Annotated in this window: 17 protein-coding genes; 13 read left to right on the forward strand and 4 right to left on the reverse strand. The window is 35.7% G+C overall.

Translation table 11 applies throughout. From position 1 onward, the window contains the following. The first annotated feature begins 122 nt into the window (after positions 1-122). The 12 genes from QOL71_RS08065 to QOL71_RS08120 all read left to right on the forward strand — a co-directional run bounded on the left by QOL71_RS08065 (position 123) and on the right by QOL71_RS08120 (position 15,846). Positions 123-1,628, forward strand: coding sequence for a DUF4270 family protein (locus QOL71_RS08065; RefSeq protein ID WP_283416417.1), 1,506 nt, complete (start codon positions 123-125; stop codon positions 1,626-1,628). Between the two features lie 12 nt (positions 1,629-1,640). Continuing rightward, the gene (gene glmS, locus QOL71_RS08070; protein ID WP_283416418.1) at positions 1,641-3,494 is read left to right on the forward strand and encodes a glutamine--fructose-6-phosphate transaminase (isomerizing); all 1,854 of its coding nucleotides are present in this window, start codon (positions 1,641-1,643) and stop codon (positions 3,492-3,494) included. A gap of 106 nt (positions 3,495-3,600) precedes the next feature. Further along, entirely contained in the window at positions 3,601-5,022 is a 1,422-nt protein-coding gene (gene porK / locus QOL71_RS08075; RefSeq protein WP_283416419.1) for a T9SS ring complex lipoprotein PorK/GldK, read from the forward strand. Between the two features lie 34 nt (positions 5,023-5,056). Further along, positions 5,057-5,734 carry a type IX secretion system motor protein PorL/GldL gene (porL, locus tag QOL71_RS08080; RefSeq protein ID WP_283416420.1) on the forward strand — a complete coding sequence of 226 codons (678 nt, stop codon included), beginning with the start codon at positions 5,057-5,059 and terminating at the stop codon, positions 5,732-5,734. Positions 5,735-5,781: 47 nt separating this feature from the next. Then, entirely contained in the window at positions 5,782-7,359 is a 1,578-nt protein-coding gene (porM, locus tag QOL71_RS08085) for a type IX secretion system motor protein PorM/GldM (RefSeq protein WP_283416421.1), read from the forward strand. Positions 7,360-7,426: 67 nt separating this feature from the next. Continuing rightward, positions 7,427-8,665 (forward strand): type IX secretion system ring subunit PorN/GldN, encoded by a 1,239-nt coding sequence (gene porN / locus QOL71_RS08090; RefSeq protein ID WP_283416422.1) that lies wholly within the window; start codon positions 7,427-7,429, stop codon positions 8,663-8,665. A gap of 59 nt (positions 8,666-8,724) precedes the next feature. Then, positions 8,725-9,756 (forward strand): NAD(P)/FAD-dependent oxidoreductase, encoded by a 1,032-nt coding sequence (locus QOL71_RS08095; protein WP_283416423.1) that lies wholly within the window; start codon positions 8,725-8,727, stop codon positions 9,754-9,756. Between the two features lie 79 nt (positions 9,757-9,835). Beyond that, a complete protein-coding gene (locus QOL71_RS08100; protein WP_283416480.1) occupies positions 9,836-10,549 on the forward strand; it encodes a phosphoadenylyl-sulfate reductase in 714 nt (237 codons plus the stop codon). A 157-nt stretch (positions 10,550-10,706) separates the two neighbouring features. Continuing rightward, positions 10,707-11,615 (forward strand): sulfate adenylyltransferase subunit CysD, encoded by a 909-nt coding sequence (gene cysD / locus QOL71_RS08105; RefSeq protein ID WP_283416424.1) that lies wholly within the window; start codon positions 10,707-10,709, stop codon positions 11,613-11,615. A gap of 92 nt (positions 11,616-11,707) precedes the next feature. Continuing rightward, on the forward strand, positions 11,708-12,946 hold the full coding sequence (locus QOL71_RS08110; protein ID WP_283416425.1) for a sulfate adenylyltransferase subunit 1: 1,239 nt from the start codon (positions 11,708-11,710) through the stop codon (positions 12,944-12,946). Between the two features lie 18 nt (positions 12,947-12,964). Continuing rightward, positions 12,965-14,257 carry a TSUP family transporter gene (locus QOL71_RS08115; RefSeq protein ID WP_283416426.1) on the forward strand — a complete coding sequence of 431 codons (1,293 nt, stop codon included), beginning with the start codon at positions 12,965-12,967 and terminating at the stop codon, positions 14,255-14,257. A gap of 56 nt (positions 14,258-14,313) precedes the next feature. After that, positions 14,314-15,846, forward strand: coding sequence for a glycosyltransferase family 39 protein (locus QOL71_RS08120; protein ID WP_283416427.1), 1,533 nt, complete (start codon positions 14,314-14,316; stop codon positions 15,844-15,846). Positions 15,847-15,889: 43 nt separating this feature from the next. On the opposite strand, the gene QOL71_RS08125 is transcribed toward QOL71_RS08120, so the two are convergent. The 3 genes from QOL71_RS08125 to QOL71_RS08135 form a co-directional block, all read right to left on the reverse strand. Next, entirely contained in the window at positions 15,890-16,405 is a 516-nt protein-coding gene (locus QOL71_RS08125; protein ID WP_283416428.1) for a hypothetical protein, read from the reverse strand. Positions 16,406-16,486: 81 nt separating this feature from the next. Then, positions 16,487-18,775, reverse strand: coding sequence for a TonB-dependent siderophore receptor (locus QOL71_RS08130; RefSeq protein ID WP_283416429.1), 2,289 nt, complete (start codon positions 18,773-18,775; stop codon positions 16,487-16,489). A 143-nt stretch (positions 18,776-18,918) separates the two neighbouring features. Then, a complete protein-coding gene (locus tag QOL71_RS08135) occupies positions 18,919-20,811 on the reverse strand; it encodes an ABC-F family ATP-binding cassette domain-containing protein (RefSeq protein ID WP_283416430.1) in 1,893 nt (630 codons plus the stop codon). Between the two features lie 308 nt (positions 20,812-21,119). On the opposite strand from QOL71_RS08135, the gene QOL71_RS08140 reads away from it, so the two are divergent. Then, complete coding sequence (locus QOL71_RS08140) at positions 21,120-22,757, forward strand: alpha/beta fold hydrolase (protein WP_283416431.1); 1,638 nt, start codon at positions 21,120-21,122, stop codon at positions 22,755-22,757. Between the two features lie 137 nt (positions 22,758-22,894). Here QOL71_RS08140 and QOL71_RS08145 read toward each other — a convergent pair whose 3' ends face one another. Then, a complete protein-coding gene (locus QOL71_RS08145) occupies positions 22,895-23,755 on the reverse strand; it encodes a GH25 family lysozyme (protein ID WP_283416432.1) in 861 nt (286 codons plus the stop codon). Positions 23,756-23,879 lie beyond the last annotated feature (124 nt).

Raw genomic sequence — 23,879 nt, forward strand, 5'->3', positions numbered from 1 at the left:
TACTACTATTGTTTATAATGATAAAAATAAAAACATTAATGAAATTATTTCCGCTAGTATTAATGGGAGTAATTGTATTAAATTCTTGTGAGGGTGAGCTAGATAATTTTGGTTCTCAATTAGTGGATGGCAATGCATCTGAAGGTTATGACAAAGCATATAGCTTGATTGCATATAATGTTGATAACCATGATGTGCAGAAAGTTGTTACTTCTCAATATGACAGTGTAAGGATAGGTGCGTTTAACGAAGATGTTTTTGGCGGTCAGAAAGTATCCTATATAACGCAGTTAAGATTAAATACTTATAACCCTGATTTCGGTAAGAATCCAGTAATTGATTCTGTAGTTTTAACGCTTAAGCCAAGATATGAAACCGCTACGGATTCTGTAAAAACTACTACAACTGAAGATTATGTTTATCCGGACGGTAATGTGGCAGCTAAAAAAGTAGTTACAACTTATCCGGTTAGAAAATATGGTAAATATAAAATAGGAAAAGATGTTGCTCCGTTAACGATAAAAGTTCACGAGGTAATGGATTTCTTAGGTAGTCCTGCCGATTCTATTAATACTAATAAAACGTTTACTCTTAACACAGATAAAGTTTTAGGATCACAGGCTTTTAATGGAACAGTTAATTCAGTTGTAATTACTAAAGATTCTGATGCTTCAGAGCTATTAAATCGTGCTGTTTCGTTCAGAATGAAATTGGATAATGCTTTTTTTCAAGATAAAATCATTGCAAAACAAGGTAACCAGGTTCTTAAAGATGCTGCTTCATTTATCAGATATTTTAGAGGAATTAGCATTTCTGTAGAACAGAACGATGGTTATTTGTTCTCAATGGCACCTAATGATGCAGGAATTACGATCTATTATAAAAATGATGTTACTGCAACCGATGGTACAGGAAATGTTACAAGAACAAAGCAAGAAACTACGTTGAATCTGGGTTCTTCCAATGTCCATCTGAGTCAGGTAATTTATAGTAGAGCAGGAAGCAACTATGGTGGAGCAATGGTGAAAGCGGTTGATATTAAGAATATTTTAAATCCTATTACATCTGATAAGTTTGCACCTAAATTATATATGCAAGGTATGGGTGGAAGCAGTATAGGAATAAAAATTCCTCAATATACAATCGATGCATTGAAGCAAAAGTATAAAGACGATAAAATTGGGATTGTTTCTGCAAAAATTCGTTTATATAATGATGAATCCTGGGATAATTCTTATAAAAAGCCATCCAGTCTGCTAGTTCAAGAAATTATAAAAGATACAGTGCGTTTTCTTCCGGATATGACAACATTGTCTTCTGCTGGGTATACTCTTGTGAAAACCACTAATCTTTCTACAAAAGAAGCTTACTATGATATAGGAATAACCGCTTCATTAAAAGATATTATCGAAAAGAATTCTAAGCATGATAATTTTATAATTAATGTTGGAAGTTATTTGAGTAATTCTTCTACCGGAGCTCTTTTGGGGCAAACATATAATGACAGGCCTTATAATCCTTTTAGAATCGTACTGAAAGGAATAGATGAAAATAATATAAATAATATTGGGCATGAAATACAAAAATCTAAGAATGCTCAGCTTAGAATAATATATACTAAAAAATAAAAACATATAACTATGTGTGGAATCGTTGGATATACAGGTTTTAGAGATGCGTATGATGTTGTAATTAATGGATTACGTCGTCTGGAATATCGTGGTTATGATAGTGCCGGGGTTATTTTGGAGTCCCAAAATGGTGATTTGGAATTCAAAAAAACCAAAGGAAAAGTTGATGATCTTGTTGCTATTTCAAAAGGTTTAAAAGAAACAGCAAAATTGGGAATGGGGCACACAAGATGGGCGACTCATGGAGTCCCAAGCGATAATAATTCTCATCCACATCTTTCAAACAATGGTAAAATAGCGATTGTTCATAACGGTATTATAGAAAATTATGATACTATAAAAACAATGCTTATCAATAAAGACTACGAGTTCAAATCTGAAACTGATACTGAAGTTCTGGTTAATCTTATTCAATATTTCATGGATAAAGAACCAACTTTGGATTTTTCAGAAGCTGTAAGATATGCTTTGAACGAAGTGTACGGAGCATATGCAATTTCAGTTATGCATCATGATTTTCCCGGACAACTGGTTGTAGCGAGATTAGGTTCTCCTTTGGCTGTCGGTATCGGAGAACATGAATATTTTGTAGCTTCTGATGCTTCACCTTTTGTTGAGTTTACAAAAGAAGCGGTTTATCTTGAGGAAGGTCATATGGCTACAATTTCTTTAGAAAGTGGAATTGATATCAGAACGATAAAGGAAAATGCTAAAATCGAACCGGCTATTCAGGAATTAAGATTAAATCTTGAACAGATAGAAAAGGGAGGTTATGAACACTTTATGCTGAAGGAAATCTTCGAACAACCAAAATCTATTCTTGATACCATGAGAGGTCGTCTTCTAGTAGATGAAGGAATCATTAAAATGGCCGGAATTTGGGATCATTTGGAAAGATTAACTAATGCAGAAAGAATTATCATTATCGCTTGTGGAACTTCTTGGCATGCAGGTCTTATCGGAGAATATCTTATTGAAGAGTTTGCACGTGTTCCTGTAGAAGTAGAGTATGCTTCAGAATTCAGATACAGAAATCCGATCATCAGTTCTAAGGATGTTGTGATTGCGATTTCTCAATCAGGTGAAACTGCCGATACGATGGCTGCAATCAAATTGGCTAAAGAAAAAGGAGCTTTCGTGTATGGAATTTGTAATGTGGTGGATTCATCAATTGCACGTTATACAGATGCGGGTTCTTATACCCATGCTGGGCCGGAAATCGGTGTTGCTTCCACAAAAGCTTTTACAGCCCAATTGACTATATTGTCATTAATTGCAATTAAATTAGGTAATCATAATGGAAATCTTGGAAAAGCGGATTTTATGAGATTGATTACCGAACTTGATGCTATTCCTAAAAAAGTTGAAGATGTATTAAATTCTGTTGATCAGACAGTGAAAACTATTGCTTCTAATTTTGTAGACGCAACTAACTTTTTATATTTAGGTCGAGGTTATAATTTCCCTGCAGCTCTGGAAGGAGCACTTAAGCTTAAGGAAATTTCGTATATCCATGCCGAAGGTTATCCTGCAGCAGAGATGAAACACGGACCTATTGCCTTGATCGATGAAAATATGCCGATTGTCATTATAGCGCCTAAGGTTGGACATTACGATAAAATAGTTAGTAATGTTCAGGAGATCAAAGCCAGAAAAGGAAAAGTTATCGCAATTGTGAATAAAGGAGATACTCAGGTTTCTGCAATGGCAGACTATATTATAGAGATTCCTGAGACGTCAGAATGTTTCTCGCCAATTTTAGCTTCTATACCGTTACAGCTTTTATCATATTATATTGCAGTTGCAAGAGGTGCTAATGTTGATCAACCTAGAAACCTTGCAAAATCAGTAACAGTAGAATAATTTTGTAGTTTGTGAAATATTCTTTAACAAATTACGTTTTCATTAAAAATTGATAATTATTCATAAAAAAAATTATATATTTACCGCTTAATTTCTTTAAAATAGGATGAAAAGGATATTACTTATATTTTTATCGGCATCGGTTGTTATTTCTTGTTCAAAAGGGAGTAAAGGAAGTGCTGGTAAACCAGGTCTTAAAGGGGAACTTGTTCCTAGAGGATCGTCAAAATCATTTATAGCAGAAAGACCTTACGGAATGGTTCCAATTCCTGGCGGTTCTTTTGTAATGGGTATGGCAGATCAGGATTTCGCAGGTACTCCGGAAAAAGCAATGCCTAAAACAGTGACTGTTTCTTCCTTTTTTATGGATGAAACAGAAGTTACCAATGCAGAGTATAGAGTTTTTATAAATGCAGTTAGAGATTCCATTGCCAGAGGATTATTAGCAGAAGCTGCTGGTGAAGGTGGAGGCGAAGAAGGTGGAAACGGCGGGTCTATTGGTGACTTTGCTTATGCATCTAAGAAAACAGGAGAAGAAGCTACACCATATCAGAAATTTATGGAATCTCAAGGTGGAAGAGATGGCTATGACGAATCTAAAAAACTGGATTGGAAAGTTCCTTTACAATATAATACATCTGCTTATCCGGATGAAAAATACGCTGAAGTATTAGAGTCAATGTATTTGCCGGCTGATAAGAGAATTAATAATGAAAGAATTATTGACTGGTCTAAGATAAAATATAATTATCAATGGGAAGATGTTGCAAGTGCCGTAAAGGATAAGAATAGAGGTACTCAATACCTTAAAAAAGAAAGTATTGCTGTTTATCCGGATACTACTGTTTGGGTCAAAGATTTTAGTTATGCTTATAATGAACCGTTGTTTGACCAGTATTTTTGGCATAATGCTTATAAAGAATACCCTGTTGTTGGTGTTACCTGGGATCAGGCAAGGGCGTATTGTGATTTCAAAACTAAATTAAAGACTGACTATAATAACAGTCTTAAAAAGAAAAAACAAAAGTCAATGCGTTTTAGACTGCCAACAGAAGCTGAATGGGAATATGCTGCTAAGGGAGGAATACAAAATGCTACTTATCCTTGGGGAGGTCCCTATTTGCAGGATGACAGAGGTTGTTATCTGGCAAACTTCAAGCCTAAAAGAGGTACATACATAGAGGACGAGAAAAAAGGTAATTATACTTATACTGCTCCTGTTAAAAAGTTCCCGAAAAATGGATTTGGTCTATATGATATGGCAGGTAACGTTTCTGAGTGGACAGAGTCGCCGTACAGTAATTCCACATACGAATTTTCATCAACTTTAAACCCATATTTATCAAACCAGGCCTACAGAGAAGTTAAAAAAACTATCAGAGGCGGATCTTGGAAAGATGCAGGTTATTTATTAATGACTGGCTATAGAGATTGGGAAAGAAAGGACTCAGCTAGGAGTTATATCGGATTCAGGACAATACAAGACATTCCGGCTGGAGCAGGTAAATTTAAAAGAACAACTAAATAATTAACTAACTATTACTAACTAAAAATTCAAAAAAATGTTTAAAACTAAAGAATCAATAACAAATTTTGTTTATTCATTTGGTGCAGCTATCGTAATCCTGGGAGCTTTATTTAAAATGACACACTGGCACGTTGGTCCTATTACAGGTAACGTTGCTCTTGCTGCCGGTTTGATTACAGAAGCATTAATCTTCTTATTTTTCGCATTTGATCCACCAGCAAAAGAAGAACATTATGCATGGGAAAATGTTTATCCTGAATTGTTGGATGAATCTGCTGAAAGACAACCAAGAAAAGTTGTGAATAAAGTAGAAAATAAAGAACTGGAAGTTTCATTATCTGATAAGCTGGACAAAATGTTGGCTGACGCAAAATTGGATGTGAGTTTATTTGAAAGATTGAGAGGCGGAATTGATAAATTCTCTTCGTCTGTAGATCAAATCAACCAAACAGTTGACGTTTCTGCTTCTACACACAAATATAATGAGCAACTGAATCTTGCCGCTTCTCACCTTGAAAGCATGAATGCACTTTATGCGCTTCAACTTGAGCAAGGTCAAAAGCAATCGGAATTCAGCAAAAAATATGTTGAAGATATTCAGAAATCTGCTGCTCAGTCAGAAAAATTCAATGAGGAATTACAAGGTTTAACTTCTAATCTTAACAACCTTAACAGAGTTTATGGTGGTATGCTTAGCGCAATGAAGTCTTAATCACTATCATTTTAATTATTGTTTAACATTTAAATTATTTTATTAAAATGGCAGGAGGTAAACAGACACCACGTCAGAAGATGATTAACCTGATGTACCTGGTTTTCATTGCGATGCTTGCAATGCAGATCGATCAGGAAATCATCAGATCATATAAAGATACCAACGATTCTTTGACTAATACAAGACAAACGATTGTCGAGAGTAAAAATAAGATTTTCTATGCTACTTTACAGGAAAAAGCTAAAACTTCTCCTGAAACATACGGCCCATTATTATCACAGTATGAGGGTTTATCTGGAAAAACAGATGCCCTTGTGAACCTTATTGAAGGTTATAAAGGTGAGATGAGTAAGCAGGCGGAATACGATCCTAACTTAGCGGTTGAGGAAAGTTTTACCGCTCTTAATAATACAGAACCTGCGACTAATTTATTTTTCAAAGATGGTGATGAAAAAAATATTTCTTCAAAATCTACCGATTTGAAAAGCAAAGTCGATGATCTTAGAAATTTTATTGTTTCTAATTTTGCTAATAATTCTCAATTAAAAGACGTAGCTGCAAGAGCTCAGAAAAATCTTTGGGCAGAATTTCCCAAAGATGATAAAAGAGCTAAAGGTGGTAAAAATTGGTTTCAGTACAAATTTTATAATCAACCTTTAATTGCTGCACTTTCTAATCTTGAATTAATAGAGTCGGAAGCAAGAAATCTTCAAGCTGATGCTATTTCTTCTATGTTACAGGAAAAAGTTGATGCTGATATCAAATTCAATGCTTATGAAGCTTTGGTATCTGGTCCTAGTTCAATCATGAAAGGTGAAACTGGACAGATCAAAGTTGCTATCGGAACATTTGCAAGTAATGTTCCGGGATTGAAAATTACTGGAGTACAAAGAGTTGAGAATGGACAAGGTATTATCACACCTAACACTGGTACAACCGGAGAACAGAAATTTGGTGGTGAAATTTCTTTCACTGATAAAAATGGAAAAGTTATCACATTACCTTATTCTCATACATTAAATGTTGTATCAGGACAAGAAGCTTTGAAAGAGCAAAATGGAGCTATATTGCAAGCTGATAAAATGATGGTACTTTACAGAGGATTACAGAATCCTGTTTCGGGAGCTATTTTGGGAGCAGATCTTTCTGCTACAACATTATCTGCACCGGGAGCTTCTGTAAGCGGTGGCAAAGGGAAGTGGATGGTTACACCTGGTGCTGGAAGTACTGTTAAGTTAACAATTTCTGGAAAAGCACCTAGTGGAAAAGTTATCTCACAAGGATTTGACTTTAGAATTAAAAATATTCCTCCACCAAAAGGACAGATCAGAGGTGCTAGTTATGTTTCTATGCCAGCTCCGTCAATTTCTAAGCAGACATTAACAGCGACATTGCCAGACTTTGATTTCCCTGTATCTTTTGACGTAGTAAGTTTCAAAGTTAAAGTATCTGGTAAGCCTGTAATGCCGATTAATGGCAGTTCATTAGGACAGGTAGAATCTTTGACAAAAGGGCTTAGAAGTGGAGATGTTGTTACAATATTTGATATCCAGGCAAAAGCTAACGGATTGAATGGAGTTGTACTTCCAAATATTGGTAACGTTATCATAAACGTATTATAATAAACAACTTTTAATTGCGTTTATAAAAAATATTAAAACTGATTGATTTTATACTTCAATTTTTATTATGAAAAAGATTATATATAGTTTACTTTGTCTTTCCTCAGCAATGGCTTTTGCTCAGAATAGCATTCTAAATGCTGGTTCGCCTCAGAAGTTCAGAGAAGATCGCGAGATCAAGAAAGATAGTCTTGGTACTCCTATCAAGTATGCCTTTATAGAAGATAAAGATATCTTGAGAAGTATGGTTGTGTGGGAAATAATTGATATGAATGATAAAATCAATCAGCCTTTTTATCACAATTCTGACGGTCTTGTATCACAAAATAAATCGCTTTACCAGGTTCTTTTGGATGCAGTTAATAACGGAAAAATAAAAGAAGTCTATCAGAGTGATGATTTTATGACGAGACTTACTCCTGAGCAAATCGTTTCTGCAACTTCTGCAATTCAGGTTGCGGACTATTTTTCCCAGACTTTGAATGAGAATAAGATTGAAGATGCAACTGCTAACAATTTGAAGAAGTATTTTACTTCGATTATTAATTCTACTGATACCGATATTAGCTCTATCAAGGCTTATTATGGAACAAGATTAGAAGATGTTTTGTTGTATAATGACGGTAGTTCTCCTGTTACAACAGATGAACCTGCTGCAGAGCCGACTACAACTAAAAAAGGTAAGAAGAAAAAAGCACCTGCAAAAAAGGCCCCTGCTAAAATCAATATAGCACCTAATACAATCCTTGTTAAACTGGACGGAAGCTGGTACAAAATTAACAGAAATGATATCTCTGCCAATGTTGATAAGATTGTAACAGGGACTGAAAAAGTAAAAGCTCTGAAACTAATGGGGATGTGGTACATCGATAAAAGAGATACTCAGCTGAGATACAGATTGCTTGGTATTGCTGCAATGGGTGAAGATCCGAATGCTGCAAAACTGAGAGCATCTCAAGCTCAGGCTTTAGCAGAATCTGGCCAGCCGGTTGATGCAGCCTCTCTTGGTGGAGGTGCTGATGATCTTATAGATCTTTTCTGGATTTACTATCCCGATGCAAGACAGGTTCTATCCAGCAATTATATTTTTAATGCTAAGAATTCAACTTCTGATATTACTTTTGATGACGTTCTTAATGCAAGGAGATTTTCTGCGATCATTTATAAAGCTGATAATGGTTTAGGTAGAGGCGGAAGCGGTGTAATTGATGAATATATTCCGAACGATGCAGAAGGACAATTAGAGGAAAGTGACAGAATCAAAGCCCAGATTCTTCAAATGGAAAATGATATGTGGAATTACTAATATTTCTCATAGTCCAAATAAAAAAACCTGAGTATCTTTACTCAGGTTTTTTATTTTTTATGGAACATGTAGATTACATCATCGTTGGAGCTGGATATGCAGGAGTTTTTTTCGCTCATCAATTGATTAAGGAAAAAAAAACATTTAAGATTTTTTATGATGACAATATTTCTGCTTCCCAAGTTTCAGCAGGTGTCTGCAATCCGGTTATTCTGAAACGGTTCAACACATTTTGGAAGTCTCAGGAACAGATTGATTATCTGAATGTCATCTTCAAAGAAATAGAAGCCTATACTTTCAAAAATTATTTGATTAATGAAAATGTTGTTCGAATCTTTCATAATGAATCCGAGAAAGTTCAATGGACAAAAAATTCTCAAAAAGAAGATATGAAGTCTTACCTTGACCCGGATTTTATAGAGTTGAAATCCGTTAATAATGCTTTCGAAGCTGGAAAAGTCAATCAATCCTGCAGAGTTGATGTTACAGCATTCTTTAGTGATATGTTTAATTATTTGGATGAAAATAATTATTTAATCAAAGAAAAATTTGATCATCGGTTAATTGATATAACAAATAATTCTTACAATAATATTTCATTCAAAAATATAATTTTCTGTGAAGGTGTTGCAACTAATAACAATCCTTTTTTCTGTAACATTCCAATTCAGCCTAACAAAGGCCATTGCCTGAAAATTACGTTGAATGAAGTTCCTGATTCTTACATTATTAAGAAAAAACACTTCTTATTCAATCTTCGAAACGATCTATATTACTACGGTGGAACTTATGACCGTTTTGATAAGACTAATAATATCAATGATGAATCAGTCGAAGAATTAAAATCAGGACTTATGGAGATTTATAAAAATAAATTTGAGATTCAGGATATTAATGTAGCATTTCGTGCAACCGTTGCAGACCGAAGACCAATTTTAGGAAGGCATCAGGAACATCACAACTTCTATATTTTTAACGGACTAGGAGCTCGAGGTGTTTATAATGGAAGTTATTTTTCAAAAGTACTGTTTGATTTTATCGGGAATAATTTGAATCTGGAGTCTGAAATTGATGTTAAAAGATTCTATTGAATTTTTAACGCATTTTAAATTATACTAATTTGGTCAAAATTGAATGAATTGTTACATTTGTACCTGATTACATTGAATGATGGAGAACGATTTAAAAGAAACCTTTCAAAAACTGCTTGACGAGAATATAGAACAGAAATCAATAGAAGAAGTTCTGGAGATTCTGGTACAAACTTTTCCCAATGAAGTTTGCTTTTCTACAAGTTTCAGCTTCGAAGATCAGGTCATAACAGATTTTGTCAAAAACTCTGGGATTAAGATTTTCACACTAGATACGGGTCGATTATTCGAAGAGACTTACAACACATGGAATCTCACAAGGTCAAAGTACAATGTCAATATTAAAGCCTTTTATCCAAATCCTGAAGAACTGGAACCTTTCATTCAGGAAAAAGGACCGGATTCTTTTTACAGGTCTGTAGAGAATAGAAAAACTTGTTGCGATATCAGAAAAGTTCATCCATTGAAAAGAGCTCTTAAAGGTAACAACGTTTGGATTACAGGACTTAGAGCAGAACATTCTGCAGCAAGAGAAAATCTATCCCAATTGGAATGGGACGAGTCCAACCAAATCATCAAGTACCATCCAATTCTTTTCTGGACAACGGAACAGGTAAGAGATTATATCAAACAGAACCAAATTCCGTATAATATTTTGCACGACAAAGGTTTTGTCAGTATTGGTTGTGCTCCATGTACAAGAGCTATTCAACCGGGCGAAGATTTTCGTGCAGGTCGCTGGTGGTGGGAAGATGCCAGTAAAAAGGAATGCGGACTTCACGTTCACAAATAAAATTTCAAAATATCCGTAAAGGAAATTTTATCTTATATAAGTGTTATCGCCTTTGTTAGCCTTAATCAGAATTTAGTTTAAAAAAATCTTTGTGAGCTTTGTGTTAAAATTTTTGAATTGAAACAATAGCAACAAATAATTAATAATTAAGATTAAAATGTCAAAATATCATTTGGATTATCTGGAGCAGTTAGAATCCGAAGCCATCCATATTTTCAGGGAAGTTGCTGGCCAGTTCGAGCGTCCGGCTTTACTTTTCAGTGGCGGAAAAGATAGTATTACACTCGTTCATTTGGCGCTGAAAGCTTTTCGCCCGGGTAAATTTCCATTTCCGTTGGTTCACATTGATACAGGTCATAATTTTCCCGAAGTTCTGGAATTTCGTGACCAATTAGCTGAGCAGATTGGAGAAAAACTCATCGTCAGAAAAGTAGAAGATACTATCAAAGAAAAAGGATTGAGAGAACCAAAAGGAAAATTGCCGAGCAGAAACGCATTGCAAACTTTTACATTGTTGGATACGGTAGAAGAATTCGAATTCGATTGCTGCATCGGTGGCGGAAGACGTGATGAGGAAAAAGCCAGAGCCAAAGAACGTATTTTCTCCGTTCGTGATGATTTCGGACAATGGGACCCAAAACTTCAGCGTCCAGAACTTTGGAATACATACAATGGTAAAATCCACAAAGGTGAACAGGTTAGAGCTTTTCCAATTAGTAATTGGACAGAATTAGATGTCTGGAGTTACATCCTGAAAGAAAATATCCAATTGCCGTCCATTTATTTCTCTCACGAACGTGAAGTTCTCAATCTTGATAACCAATTCATCGCAATGAACGAGTTCGTCAATCTGGATGAGAACGATGTTGTAACTAAAGAAAAAGTCCGCTACAGAACGGTTGGCGATATGACCTGCACCGCGGCAGTTTTGTCGGAAGCGACCAATCTGGAGCAAGTGATTGCCGAAATTATCACGACCAAAACCAGCGAACGAGGCGAAACAAGAATAGACGACAGAACTTCTGAAGCTGCAATGGAAGACAGAAAAAAAGCAGGTTATTTTTAATTATTAATGATGAATTATAAATGATAAATGATGAGATTGGGAAAAGTTTCTCAAAAGCATTTATCAAGTATCAATTATCGATTATCAAAACAATGGACATATTAAGATTCATCACTGCAGGAAGTGTAGATGACGGAAAAAGCACACTGATAGGCAGATTATTATACGACAGCAAAAATATTCTGATAGACCAATTAGAAGCTGTAGAACGCGCAAGCAAATTCAAAAATGATGGCGAGCTGGATTTGGCTTTGCTGACAGACGGTTTAAGAGCTGAACGCGAACAGGGAATCACCATCGATGTGGCGTACAAATATTTCTCTACTCCGAAACGTAAATTCATTATCGCAGATGCGCCGGGCCACGTTCAGTACACCCGAAATATGATTACAGGAGCCAGCAATTCCGATCTGATTATCATCCTGATTGACGCCAGAAACGGAATCATCGAGCAAACGAAAAGACATTCGATTATTGCTTCATTGCTCAACATCCCAAATGTTGTTGTGGCGATTAACAAACTGGATTTGGTCAATTACTCCGAAGATATTTTCAATCAAATCAAAAACGACTATTCAAAAATGGCAGAACAGCTGTCTTTGAATAATGTCGTTTATATTCCAATTTCGGCTTTAGATGGTGACAATATCGTTGATAAATCTGAAAAACTGAATTGGTACGACGGAAAAACTTTACTAGATTATCTTGAATCTGTAGAATTGGAAAACACCATCAATCTGGATAAAGCGAGATTTCCTGTTCAGTATGTGATTCGTCCTCAGACCGATGAGCTTCACGATTACCGTGGATATGCAGGAAAAATCACAAGCGGAATTTATAAAGTTGGAGATTCGATAACAGTATTACCTTCCGGAACCGAGAGTAAAATTTCAGCCATTGAAATCAACCAGCAAAAAGTAGAAGAAGCTTTTGCGCCTCAAAGTGTGATTTTACATTTGGAAGACGATGTAGATATCAGCCGTGGCGATTTGATTGTAAAATCCGACGACCTTCCAAAAATTGAACAAGAATTAGAAGTTCTCGTTTGCTGGATGGGCGACAAACCTTTGAAATCAGGAGCAAAATATCTGATTCAAAATAATACAACGCAAGTCAAAGCTGTTATCAAAGAAATTGACTATAAACTGAATGTCAATACTTTAGAAAAGCAAGAGGTAGAGCAGGTTTCGCTCAACGAAATTGTAAAACTTAAGCTCAAAACCGCAAGACCTTTAGCTTACGATTCTTACAAAGATTTGGCTTCCAATGGTGGCATTATCTTTATAGATGAGACAAGTTTTGTAACTGTTGGTGCCGGATTGATTCAGTAAATTTAAAAAGAAAAGAACTTGACATCAAAAATTTCACTTCCGGTTTTCATCAAAGCATCGTCTAACAGAATCCTGATTGTCGGCGGTGGAAAATTGGCATCGGAACAGCTTAATGATTTGATGCAGAATATTCCGGATGCGAATATCAGTGTGGTTGCCAAAAGGCTGTCAGATGATATTAAAATCCTGTTATTGGAAAATACGTCTGTCAGAATTATTAATGATGATTTCAAGGACGAGTATTTGGAATTGGCGGATTTATTCATTGTTGCAACAGAAGATTCGGTTAAAGATCGATTAATCATTTCAAAACTAAGGGAACATAAAAATCTTTATTACGCTCCAAATTTTCCATCAGAAAGTGATTTTTTCTTCGAATCAGATTCTGAACAGAAAGAAGAAAAACTACTCTTCCCAATCAATAATGAACAAAAATGGCGAAGAATTGCTACCTTCTTTTTCCTTGCGTTTGTTCTTCTTTTGATAGTCAATATTCTCTCATTTTACATTGGTTTCAAAGATCTGGAAGTTGCTTATCATTATCTTAATTACAATACGGATGAAAGATTTTTCTGGCTGTTTTTAGTTGGATTTTTAGCACAATTAATTGATGGCGCCCTGGGAATGGGTTATGGTGTGACATGTACAGCGGCACTTTTGTATATTGGTATCCCTTTGCCGGCAATCAGCAGCAGTATTCATACAGCAGAGATGTTTTCAAGCGGTGCTTCGGGATTCAGCCATTACAAATTCGGGAATATTAATAAAAAATTATTCAGGAATATTTTGATTCCGGGCGTCATCGGAGCGGTTTTGGGCGCATTGTTATTATCTTATTTCGGGGAAAAATATTCCGGAATTATCAAACCTATTTTAGCAGCTTATACATTTATTCTCGGGTTGAGAATCCTTTTCAATGCGTTCAGGAAAAATAAAAAAAGGAAAAAAACGAGAAGAGTAGGTTGGCTGGCAGGCGCAGGCGGTTTCCTGGATTCTTTCGGCGGTGGTGGTTGGGGACCATTAGTCACTTCCACTTTAATCTCGAAAGGTAAAACTCCACGCTACATCATCGGAACTGTTAGTTTGACTGAATTTTTCGTAACCTTCGCAAGTGCATTGACTTTCTTTTCCGTCATCGGCATCAGCCATTGGCAATTGATTGTAGCTTTGATTCTGGGTGGTGTTTTAGCAGCGCCAATTGCAGCAAAATTAGCAGGTAGACTACCACTGAAAATAATGTTCATAGGTGTTGGATTAATGGTCATTATCTGGAGTCTGAACGTTCTTTTAAAAACATTCGGGATTCTATAATTATTTCCAAATTTATTAGGCAAGACTTCTTATTTTTATGATTTAATAATTTTAAGATGTCAAAAGTTGTCAAAACAATAATTTTAGCAGGTTTTATTGTAGCAAAATTTTTGCTCCAGTTTTTCCTTATCAGCCCATTTTATGACCTTCACCGGGACGAATATCTGCACCTCGACCAGGGAAATCATTTGGCTTTGGGGTATTTATCGGTTCCGCCGGTTACGTCCTGGATTTCTTTTTTAATCAAAATTCTGGGTAATGATATTTTCTTTGTCAAATTTTTTCCTGCGCTGTTCGGAGCCTTAACAATATTTGTGGTTTGGAAATCCATTGAGCTGTTGAAAGGAAATCTGTTTGCACTTATTTTAGGATCAACGGGTGTTTTGCTATCCATTCTTTTGAGACTTAATACGCTTTATCAGCCCAATTCTCTCGATGTACTTTGCTGGACAACATTTTATTATATGCTGATAAGATATTTTAATTCCGAAAATTCAAGATGGCTTTTTTATGCGGCTGTTGTCTTTGCAATCGGATTTTTGAATAAGTACAATGTAATATTCCTTCTTTTAGGTTTATTTCCCGCAATTCTCTTAACCCCAAATCGAAATCTCTTAGTTAGAAAAAATTTTTATCTGGCGATTCTTGTTGGGCTGATATTGATTTTACCCAATCTTATCTGGCAATACACCAATAGTTTTCCTGTTATTTACCATATGAAAGAATTGACAAAAAATCAGCTGGTTAATGTTAGTTTAAAAGGCTTTTTGACATCGCAGATTCTATTTTTTGCAGGATCGGTAGTTGTGATTATTTCAGGGTTATATGCATTGCTGTTTTACAAGCCTTTTCAGAAATATAAGGTCTTTTTCTGGAGTTTTGTTTTCACGCTGGCGGTATTTATATTTTTTAAGGCGAAGGATTATTACGTCATAGGTTTATATCCGATTTATATTGCTTTTGGTTCTGTTTTTTTTGAATCGATTCTGAATCACGGCTGGAAGATATGGTTAAGACCGATTTTAATTATGCTGCCTGTTTTGTTTTTCATACCAATGTATAACTATGCTCTGCCAAACAGAACACCGGACTATGTTGTTAAGCATCATCAAAAGTATAGTGAAATCGGGATGCTGTATTGGGAAGACGGAAAAGAACACGAGTTACCCCAGGACTTTGCAGATATGGTTGGTTGGAAAGAACTGGCTGGGAAAGTGGACAAAGCGTATTCAGGATTGCCGGATAAAGAACATACTTTAATTTTGTGTGATAACTATGGACAGGCCGGAGCGATTAATTATTACGGCAAGCTTGGAATAAAGGCAGTTTCCTTCAATGCAGATTATATCAATTGGTTTGATCTGTCGAAGAAATATGTGAATGTTATCCGTGTTAAGGATTATTTTGAAAGAGATAATGAGATGCCGGAAACAAGTCCGTTTTTCGCAAAGAGTTCAATATCCGGGGAAGTTGAGAACAAGTATGCGCGGGAATATGGGACAACTATTTTTGTATTTCAGAATGCAAAAATTAATATCAACAAAAGAATCCGCAACGAAATAAACGAGGTTAAAAGCCGGCAAAAGTAAATTAGCCGGCTGATAATTCATCAATTTAATTTTCTATTAAGTATTAAACAAAAATTAGAATCAGAGCGAGAACAATTCCGATTGCTGTAAAAACCATTCCTCTTTTGAACGCTTTTGTTTTCGGATTGAACATCCAGAAGCTGGAAATCACAAAAAAGAATAGCGAGATTCCAAAAAAAGTATTAAGCGGAGACAATGTGTCTTTGGATTGGGACTTGTGGAGTTTCGTCATTTTGTCCAGAACAAAAGGCAATTCTTTCTTCTTATATTTGGCTTCACCAGTTTTGATGTTATAAGTTCCCTGTTTAAAATACATCACATCGCCTTCGGTTTTTTCTACTTCGAAGCCTTTGATTTTAATTTCCTTACCCAGTTTTTTCTCATCCAGATTGGGTTCAAATTTCTTTTCGTAGCTTTTCTCTTTTTTAAGAAAACCCGTATCACGATAAACTAAAAGCACGCCGCTGATTGCATAGACCGCCATTATTCCTGCAAGAAAATAACCGAGGTAACGGTGTGTGATTCTCATAAAAGTTTTTGTGTTCCTGATTTTATCCATTTTTATTTGTTTTATTAATCTGAAAAGTGGAGACAAATGTATGACTCCACTTCTATTATTAGAAATTTGATTTGATGTTTTTTACAATTTATAGGTCAAAGTCACATAAACGTTTCTCGGCATAATCGGGTTGACGGAATAGTTCTCGTGTACAGTATAATTCAATACATTGAACGCATTACCTAATTTTCCTTGAAGAAGGAATTTTTTATACTGATAAGCGATACTGAAATCAACCTGAGTAAAATCTGTCAACGGAATCATTCTGTCCGTCTTCTGATTACCGTTCGCATCTTTCTGGTTATTCCATCCACCATATCTGCTGCCTGTATAGAACGCAGTAGCTCCAATTTTCAATCCCTTGACATATTTGTCAAATGTATAAAATACTGATGCATTGGCAGTGTTAAGTGGTGTTCTTACAATTCTTTCGCCTTCTATGAAACTGTTAAGGGTATTTGGAGTATCCAAATATGTCATATGATTATAAGAATAACCGGCAATGATTGATAAATTGGCTAAAGGATTCCCAGTAATATCCAATTCCACACCACGGCTTCTGGTTTTTCCAGTCAGTTCTTTTATATTGGTATTTGTGTTGACATTACCTTGGTCATTAAACGGTGCAGTCTGTGCCAGGTTACTGTTGTCAATTTGATAAGCTGTAGCGTTGAACGCAATAGTATTGGCAAATAAGTTCTTCTTGAATCCAATTTCCCATTGATCTACAATAGATGCATCAAGAGCTTTTAGGTTAACGTCAGTTCCTGTATTTGGTGTAAATGAGTTTGTATAACTTGCAAACGTCATAAAAGTATCATTCCACTGGTAAACTAATCCTAACCTTGGTGAAAGCGCATTTTGGCTTGACTTTCCTTTTTCTCCGCTTTTCCCATAAGCAACGGATGTTATACCTGGTCCTGAGAACTCATAATTTGTGATGATTGGATTGATGTTCTCCAGATATGACCATCTAATACCAGCCAGAACTTTTAATTTTTCTGTAACAGAAATTAAATCCTGAATGTAAACGCCAACACGTCTTGTAGGTGTTCTTGTAAGATTTTTCTTTGCAGTTGAAGGTTCGTAACCGCTTGCCCAAGTAGATTCATCAGCTAGATTGATTGTTGGTGGATTTAACTTGGTTCCGTTAATACCATTAGTACCATATCCTATAGAACCACTGTTTTCCCAGCTACCATCTTGTTTTTGAAAATAGTAAGTATAATTATCTGATTGAAGATAATCCGCATCGGCACCAAAAAGCAGTTTATGTTTTACTTTTCCGGTACTGAATTCACCATTCAAGTTGGCCTGAATAGAGCCATAATTCTGTTCATTATAAGTTCTTGTCAGATTTCTGTTCCAAAGGTAAGAACCGTTGTTGGGTTGAAACTCCCACTGCATTCTTTCATTTCCGAAAAAATCTTTGGTGTAATTCTGATAAGAACCGACAACATTCAGGTTCCAGTTAGTATTGATCTGATGATTTAGAGTAACTGTGCTTGTCGCCATCTGTGTATTCTGATATTGAAAATCAGAACCTGGATTTTTACGAATGTCAATTAAATCATTAATAACAGATCTTGATGTATTTTTATCCAAGACCAATGTACCTACACCAAAATCCGGCGTGAAATAATTTTTGAGATAATCACCCTCAACAATTAATTGCGTTTTATCGGATATATTGAAAAGAAAGCTTGGATTGAAATAGTATTTTTGAGAAGTCACATTATCGCGGAAACTGCCCTTATCTTCAAAAGCGCCATTCACGCGGAAAGCAGAACTTTTTGACAAAGCGTCATAAAAATCCAAAGTGGTTTTGTAATTATCCCAACTTCCTGCGCTCAAGGCAATACTTCCACCTTGGTTAAAAAGCGGTTTTTTAGTCACCATATTTAGGATGCCACCGGGAGCTACATTGCCGTAAAGAATGGCTGCGCCACCTTTCAGCACTTCTACACGCTCCATCCCGGAAACTTCTGGGAAGATCCCGCTATTGACACGGGAACCATTTTTATAAATATTTTCAGCTCCGAATATATAACCTCTTGCACCAAAGCTGTCCTGAGAACCGCCTCTTGCAGAGGTAATGTACATTCCATTGACATTCCTGATCACATCCGAAAGCTGCTGGGCCTGCTGTTGTTCAATAATTTCGTGAGTAACAATTGCAGTAGCCTGTGGATTTTCCATCACATCCAGGTTGGACTTTGTAGTGAAAACCTTTGCACGGTTCGGATTCCCTGCTTTATGAAGTTTGACATCCTCTATGGTTCTTACATTCAAAGAATCAGTTTTTGCCTCTTGAGCGTAACCAAAAACAGATAGTGTGATAAGACCTATAGCAACAGCATTTCTTTTCATAGTTTATTTAGAATATTTAAAAACAGTGCAAAAGTATGGAAAGTGTTAATACTTCCCAATATTATTTTAAATAATTCTAAATAAACCTAACGTTATTGTTTTAAAGCATTGATTATAAGTATTATAAATTATTCTGATTTTTATCAGTTCAATAGTTCTTGTAATTCAAGCCAGCGCATTTCGTATTCTTCCAGTTTTTCAGAAAGCGATTCTAGATCTGCGGATAACTTGGAAATTTTCTCATAATCGCTTTCATTGTTGAGTTGTTCCAGGATTTTGTTTCGCTGTGTTTCCAGTTCTGGCATTTCCTTTTCAATCGTTTCCAGCTCACGCTGTTCCTTGAATGAAAGTTTTTTCTTAGTTGACGATTGTTGATTGATGGCAGTTGGTTTCTCTTCTTTTGCAATAGAAACAGCAGATTCTTGATTCTTGTCTTTTGATTCCTGAGACTTTTTGCTTTCTCTATATTCCGAAAAATTCCCAACAAAATCCTTAATTTTTCCGTCACCTTCAAAAGCTAAAACGTGATCCACAATACGATCCATAAAATAACGGTCGTGCGAAACGATAATCAGACTGCCTTGGAAGTTCTGAAGAAAATTTTCCAAAACCGTTAGCGTTGGCAGGTCCAAATCATTCGTGGGCTCATCAAAAATCAAAAAGTTCGGATTCTGATACAGCACATACATTAGATGCAGACGTCTTTTTTCACCTCCCGAAAGTTTAGATATCGGTGAATATTGCGTTTGGTCATCAAATAAAAATAACCTCAAAAACTGCGAAGCCGAAATGGTTTTTCCGTTGGCTAATGGAAAATTTTCAGAAATTTCTTTGATGAAATCAATCACGCGTTCATCGTCCTTATAAGCTAAACCTTTCTGAGAAAAGTATCCAAATTTTATGGTTTCTCCGGTTTCAATTTCGCCAGAATCTTTAGGCTCAAAACCTTGGATGATATTCAGCAATGTCGATTTTCCGGCACCGTTTTTTCCCACAATCCCGACTTTTTCTCCTCGTTGGAAAGAATAAGAAAAGTCTTTCAGCAAAACATTATTCCCGAATTTTTTATTGATGTCTTTCAGTTCCAGAATTTTATTGCCGAGACGTTTCATTTCGAAATCCAGTTCCAAATCTTCTTTTCTTGTATCGGTTTTAGCAACTTTTTCGGTTTCGTAAAATGCATCGATTCTGGATTTGGATTTCGTTGTTCTCGCTTTCGGTTGGCGTCGCATCCATTCCAATTCTTTTCTGTAAAGATTGTTGGCTTTGTCAATCGTTGCATTCAGATTATCTTCCCGAATCATTTTATTTTCGAGATAAGTCGCATAAGAACCGTTGTGAACGTAGAGATTTTTGTCTTCCATTTCCCAAATGATATCACACACCGAATCCAAAAAATATCGGTCGTGCGTCACCAGAAGAAGTGTGATTTTCGCTTTGCTCAGATAATTTTCCAGCCATTCCACCATTTCCACATCGAGGTGGTTGGTCGGTTCATCCATGATTAGAAGCGTATGTCTGTGTTCCGCCCGGGTTTCGGTTAAAAGTTTGGCGAGTGCAACTCTTTTGATTTGACCTCCGGAAAGTGTTCCCATTTTCAGCGTCAGGTCGGTGATTTTCAGCTGTGACAGAATCTGCTTCATTTCGTTTTCCAAATCCCAGGCTTTCTGGATTTCCATTTCAGCAATGGCCTTTTCCATTTCGTCCGGATTATTGGAAATCAAAGAATGGTGGTATTGTTTCAAAGCCAAAATCGGAGGCGAATTGAGCGTCATCATAAATTCCTCAATCGAGAGATTGGAATCGAAATCAATTTCCTGGTCGAACAAAACCACCTGAATATCTTTATTAATCACTACAGTTCCGCTATCGGCAATCTCTTTTCCCATCAGGATTTTCAGAAGTGTGGATTTTCCACTGCCGTTTTTGGCCACGATGGCAATCTTGTCGCCTTCATTCACATTGAAGCTGATATTTTGAAACAGGACTTTGACGCCGTACGATTTGGTAAGATTTTCTGCGGAAACGTAATTCATTATGACAAATGATAATTAATAAAGATAAATGATGTGCGAAAGTACAAAATTGAAAATTCAATAGAGAATAATTTGGGCTGCTTTATCCGCACAAAGTTTATCCTGAGTTTATCGAAGGTTCCGTTTTTTCAAAAAGAAAAAAGTCCGACCCAATTGGGCTATGTGTAATTCACTGTTTCTATATAATTGTTATGATTATTAAACCAATCTTAGTTTTCTGAAAATTTTAACTAAACAAACATTTCATTTAACCTTTTGTTGAGATAATCAGAATGAAAAATTTCAGAAGTTTGCTCAAAATTAATTCAATGAAAAAACTCAACTTTCTTTTTGTTCTCTTTTTATTTTCAGCATTTCAGGCACAAGTGATTTCCGGAACTATATTTTCCAAGGAAGAAAACAAGCCGATTCCTTATGTCAAAATTGGGGTTGAAAAAGATAATTTGGGAACAGTTTCTGATGAATCGGGAAAATTCTCTCTGGATTTGTCAAAAACCAATACTAATAAAAATGTCAGAATAGAAGTTTCTGGTTACGAAACTTTTTCTATGAATGTTGGGAATTTTATCAAACAAAATCCTCAACAGATTTTTCTTCAGGAGAAAGTTCAGACCATCAAAGAAGTTAAACTGACACCGAAAAAACTGGTGGATAAAAACTGGGGCGTAAACACCAAAAGCAAAAGTGTTACTTATAGTGTCAATCCGGAATTTGATAAAACCAATTTTCTGGGTGAAACGGCGATACAGTTCAATACCAAAAAAAGAGCAAAAATCAGAACTATTAATCTGAATGTAGCGCAATTCAATTCCAAAGAACCGGTAGTGATGCGCTATACAATTTACAATGATGAGAATGGTTTGCCAGGTAAAAGTCTTTTGGATGAAGAAATCACAGTAGAACTAACTTCGGATAAAATAAAAGACGGTGTTTTTTCTTTGGATGTCAACAACCAGAATATTTGGGTGAAAGGAAAATTCTACGTCGGAATCCAGTTTCTGAAAGCTTTTGACGGTAATATAAGAATCAGCGCAGCTTTGTTTAAAACGGGTTATATAAGAGAGTTTTATCAGGATTGGCAGAAAATGTCTATCGCTGCACCAGCCATTAATATTGATGTGAAAGTTGATAAAAGTGCTGTGAACGAGAGTGCAGAAAAAGATGTTTTCGATAATGTTTCTGCTTCACTACAAGATTATACGCTATTTTTGGAAGAAGCCAGAAAATCAGGATTTGGTAAAAATACATTAACAGGAAGAGTTCTTCATTTGAAAGATGCTGATATCTATTATGAGATTTATGGAAAAGGAGAGCCGTTGTTTTTGCTTCACGGTAATGGCGGAAGCATTGACGCCTTCACAAAAGAGATTCCTGAGTTGTCAAAACATTTTCAGGTCATTGCAATGGACACAAGAGCGCAGGGAAAAAGTACAGATACATCAACAGAGCCTTTGACTTATAAAAAATTTGCGGAAGATGTGAAGGCTTTGGCTGACGAATTAAAATTGAAAAAAATCAATATTCTGGGTTGGAGCGACGGTGGTAACACAGCTATTGAATTTGCCATAAAATATCCAAAAATGACAAATAAAATCATAACAAGTGGTGCCAACGTTTTCCCTAATGGTGTCGGAGAGAAAATGGTGGAAGATATGAAGATTGATGTTGCCAGAATGAAAGCAGAACACAAGCCGGAAAGAGATATTCGCCTGGAGCAACTGATGATTGATGAACCTAAAATCACGAAAGAACAACTCAATAAAATAAGTGCGAAAGCGTTAATTGTCGCAGGAGAAAATGATTTGATTCTCCGATCTCATACTGAATATATCGCTAAGGAAATTCCCAATTCCAAAATGAAAATTTACAAAGGCGCATCTCACGGTGTTCCTGTGGAAAGGGCGGAAGAATTGTGCCAGGATGTGATTGATTTTATTAAGAAGTAAAAAATAGTAAACGCTAAGACACAATTTTTTTTGAATCCAACTCTTAATTCAAGTCGCAAAGAGCTTCGCAATAAAACTTTGCGACTTTTTTATAATTTTAAAAGAGTGATTACAATTGCGTCTTTGATAAAACTAATCTAATCAATCGTCAGCATTTTCAAACTCCAAAGATTCCCATTGTAAATATCCAAATCGACTTTTGAATTGATGCCGTAAACAATGCCATTTTCTGAAAATTGCCAGAACTGCCACTCATCATCTGGCGAAGGTGTAGGAACATCATTATAATTCGCTAACCAAAGCGGATAATCATCAAATTCGCCTTTCAGGTAATCTTTATAGTAATGGTAATAAGTGTAGATAATCGGTTTTTCGCCGTAGGTATCTTCCATTATTTTTATCCAGACTTTGAGATCGGAAATCAATTGCTCTTTTGATTTTTTCCTTGGATCTTTCTCGATATCGAGAATTGGCGGAAGATCACCGGATTCTAATTTTGCAACAGAAAGGTAAGAATTAGCCTGCATCACGGGGTCTTCATCCGGGCGATAAAAATGATAAGCGCCACGAATCAATTGATGTTGTTTTGCCGTTTCCCAAAAATGATCAAAGTTTTTATCCAGTTTTCGGTTTCCCATACTTGCTCTTAGAATAACGAATTTTAAAGGGATTGTTCTGTTGCCGATGCTCAAGCTATCCCATTGGATATCTTCTTTTCTTTGATAGTGGGAAATATCAAAGCCAAAAGTCTGATTGGAATATAAACCAATTATTTTTTCGATTCTAAGAGATTCTTTTTCCGAATTTGTAAGGTTTTTGTGCTCAAAATGCTTCCCAAAATAATAAGCGAAATAGTAATTGATTTTTTGTCTCAGATAAAATCCTGTCCCCAATAAAGAAATACAAAGTATTATCAGAAGAATCCAACGTTTCCTGAAAAAAGTTTTTTTTCTTTTCCTGTGGATTTTCCTTTTAGCGGCAGGGTTTATTTTGGTCATAAGTTTTGCAAAAATATCGTTTTTACCTTTTGAATGGATAAAAGAAAAATTATTTTTAAAAATTAAAATATGAATGAATATTTTTGGCTCATTTTATGCTAATATTGTATGATCAATTTTAAAA

This window comes from Epilithonimonas pallida (assembly GCF_900182975.1).
Lineage (GTDB): Bacteria > Bacteroidota > Bacteroidia > Flavobacteriales > Weeksellaceae > Epilithonimonas > Epilithonimonas pallida.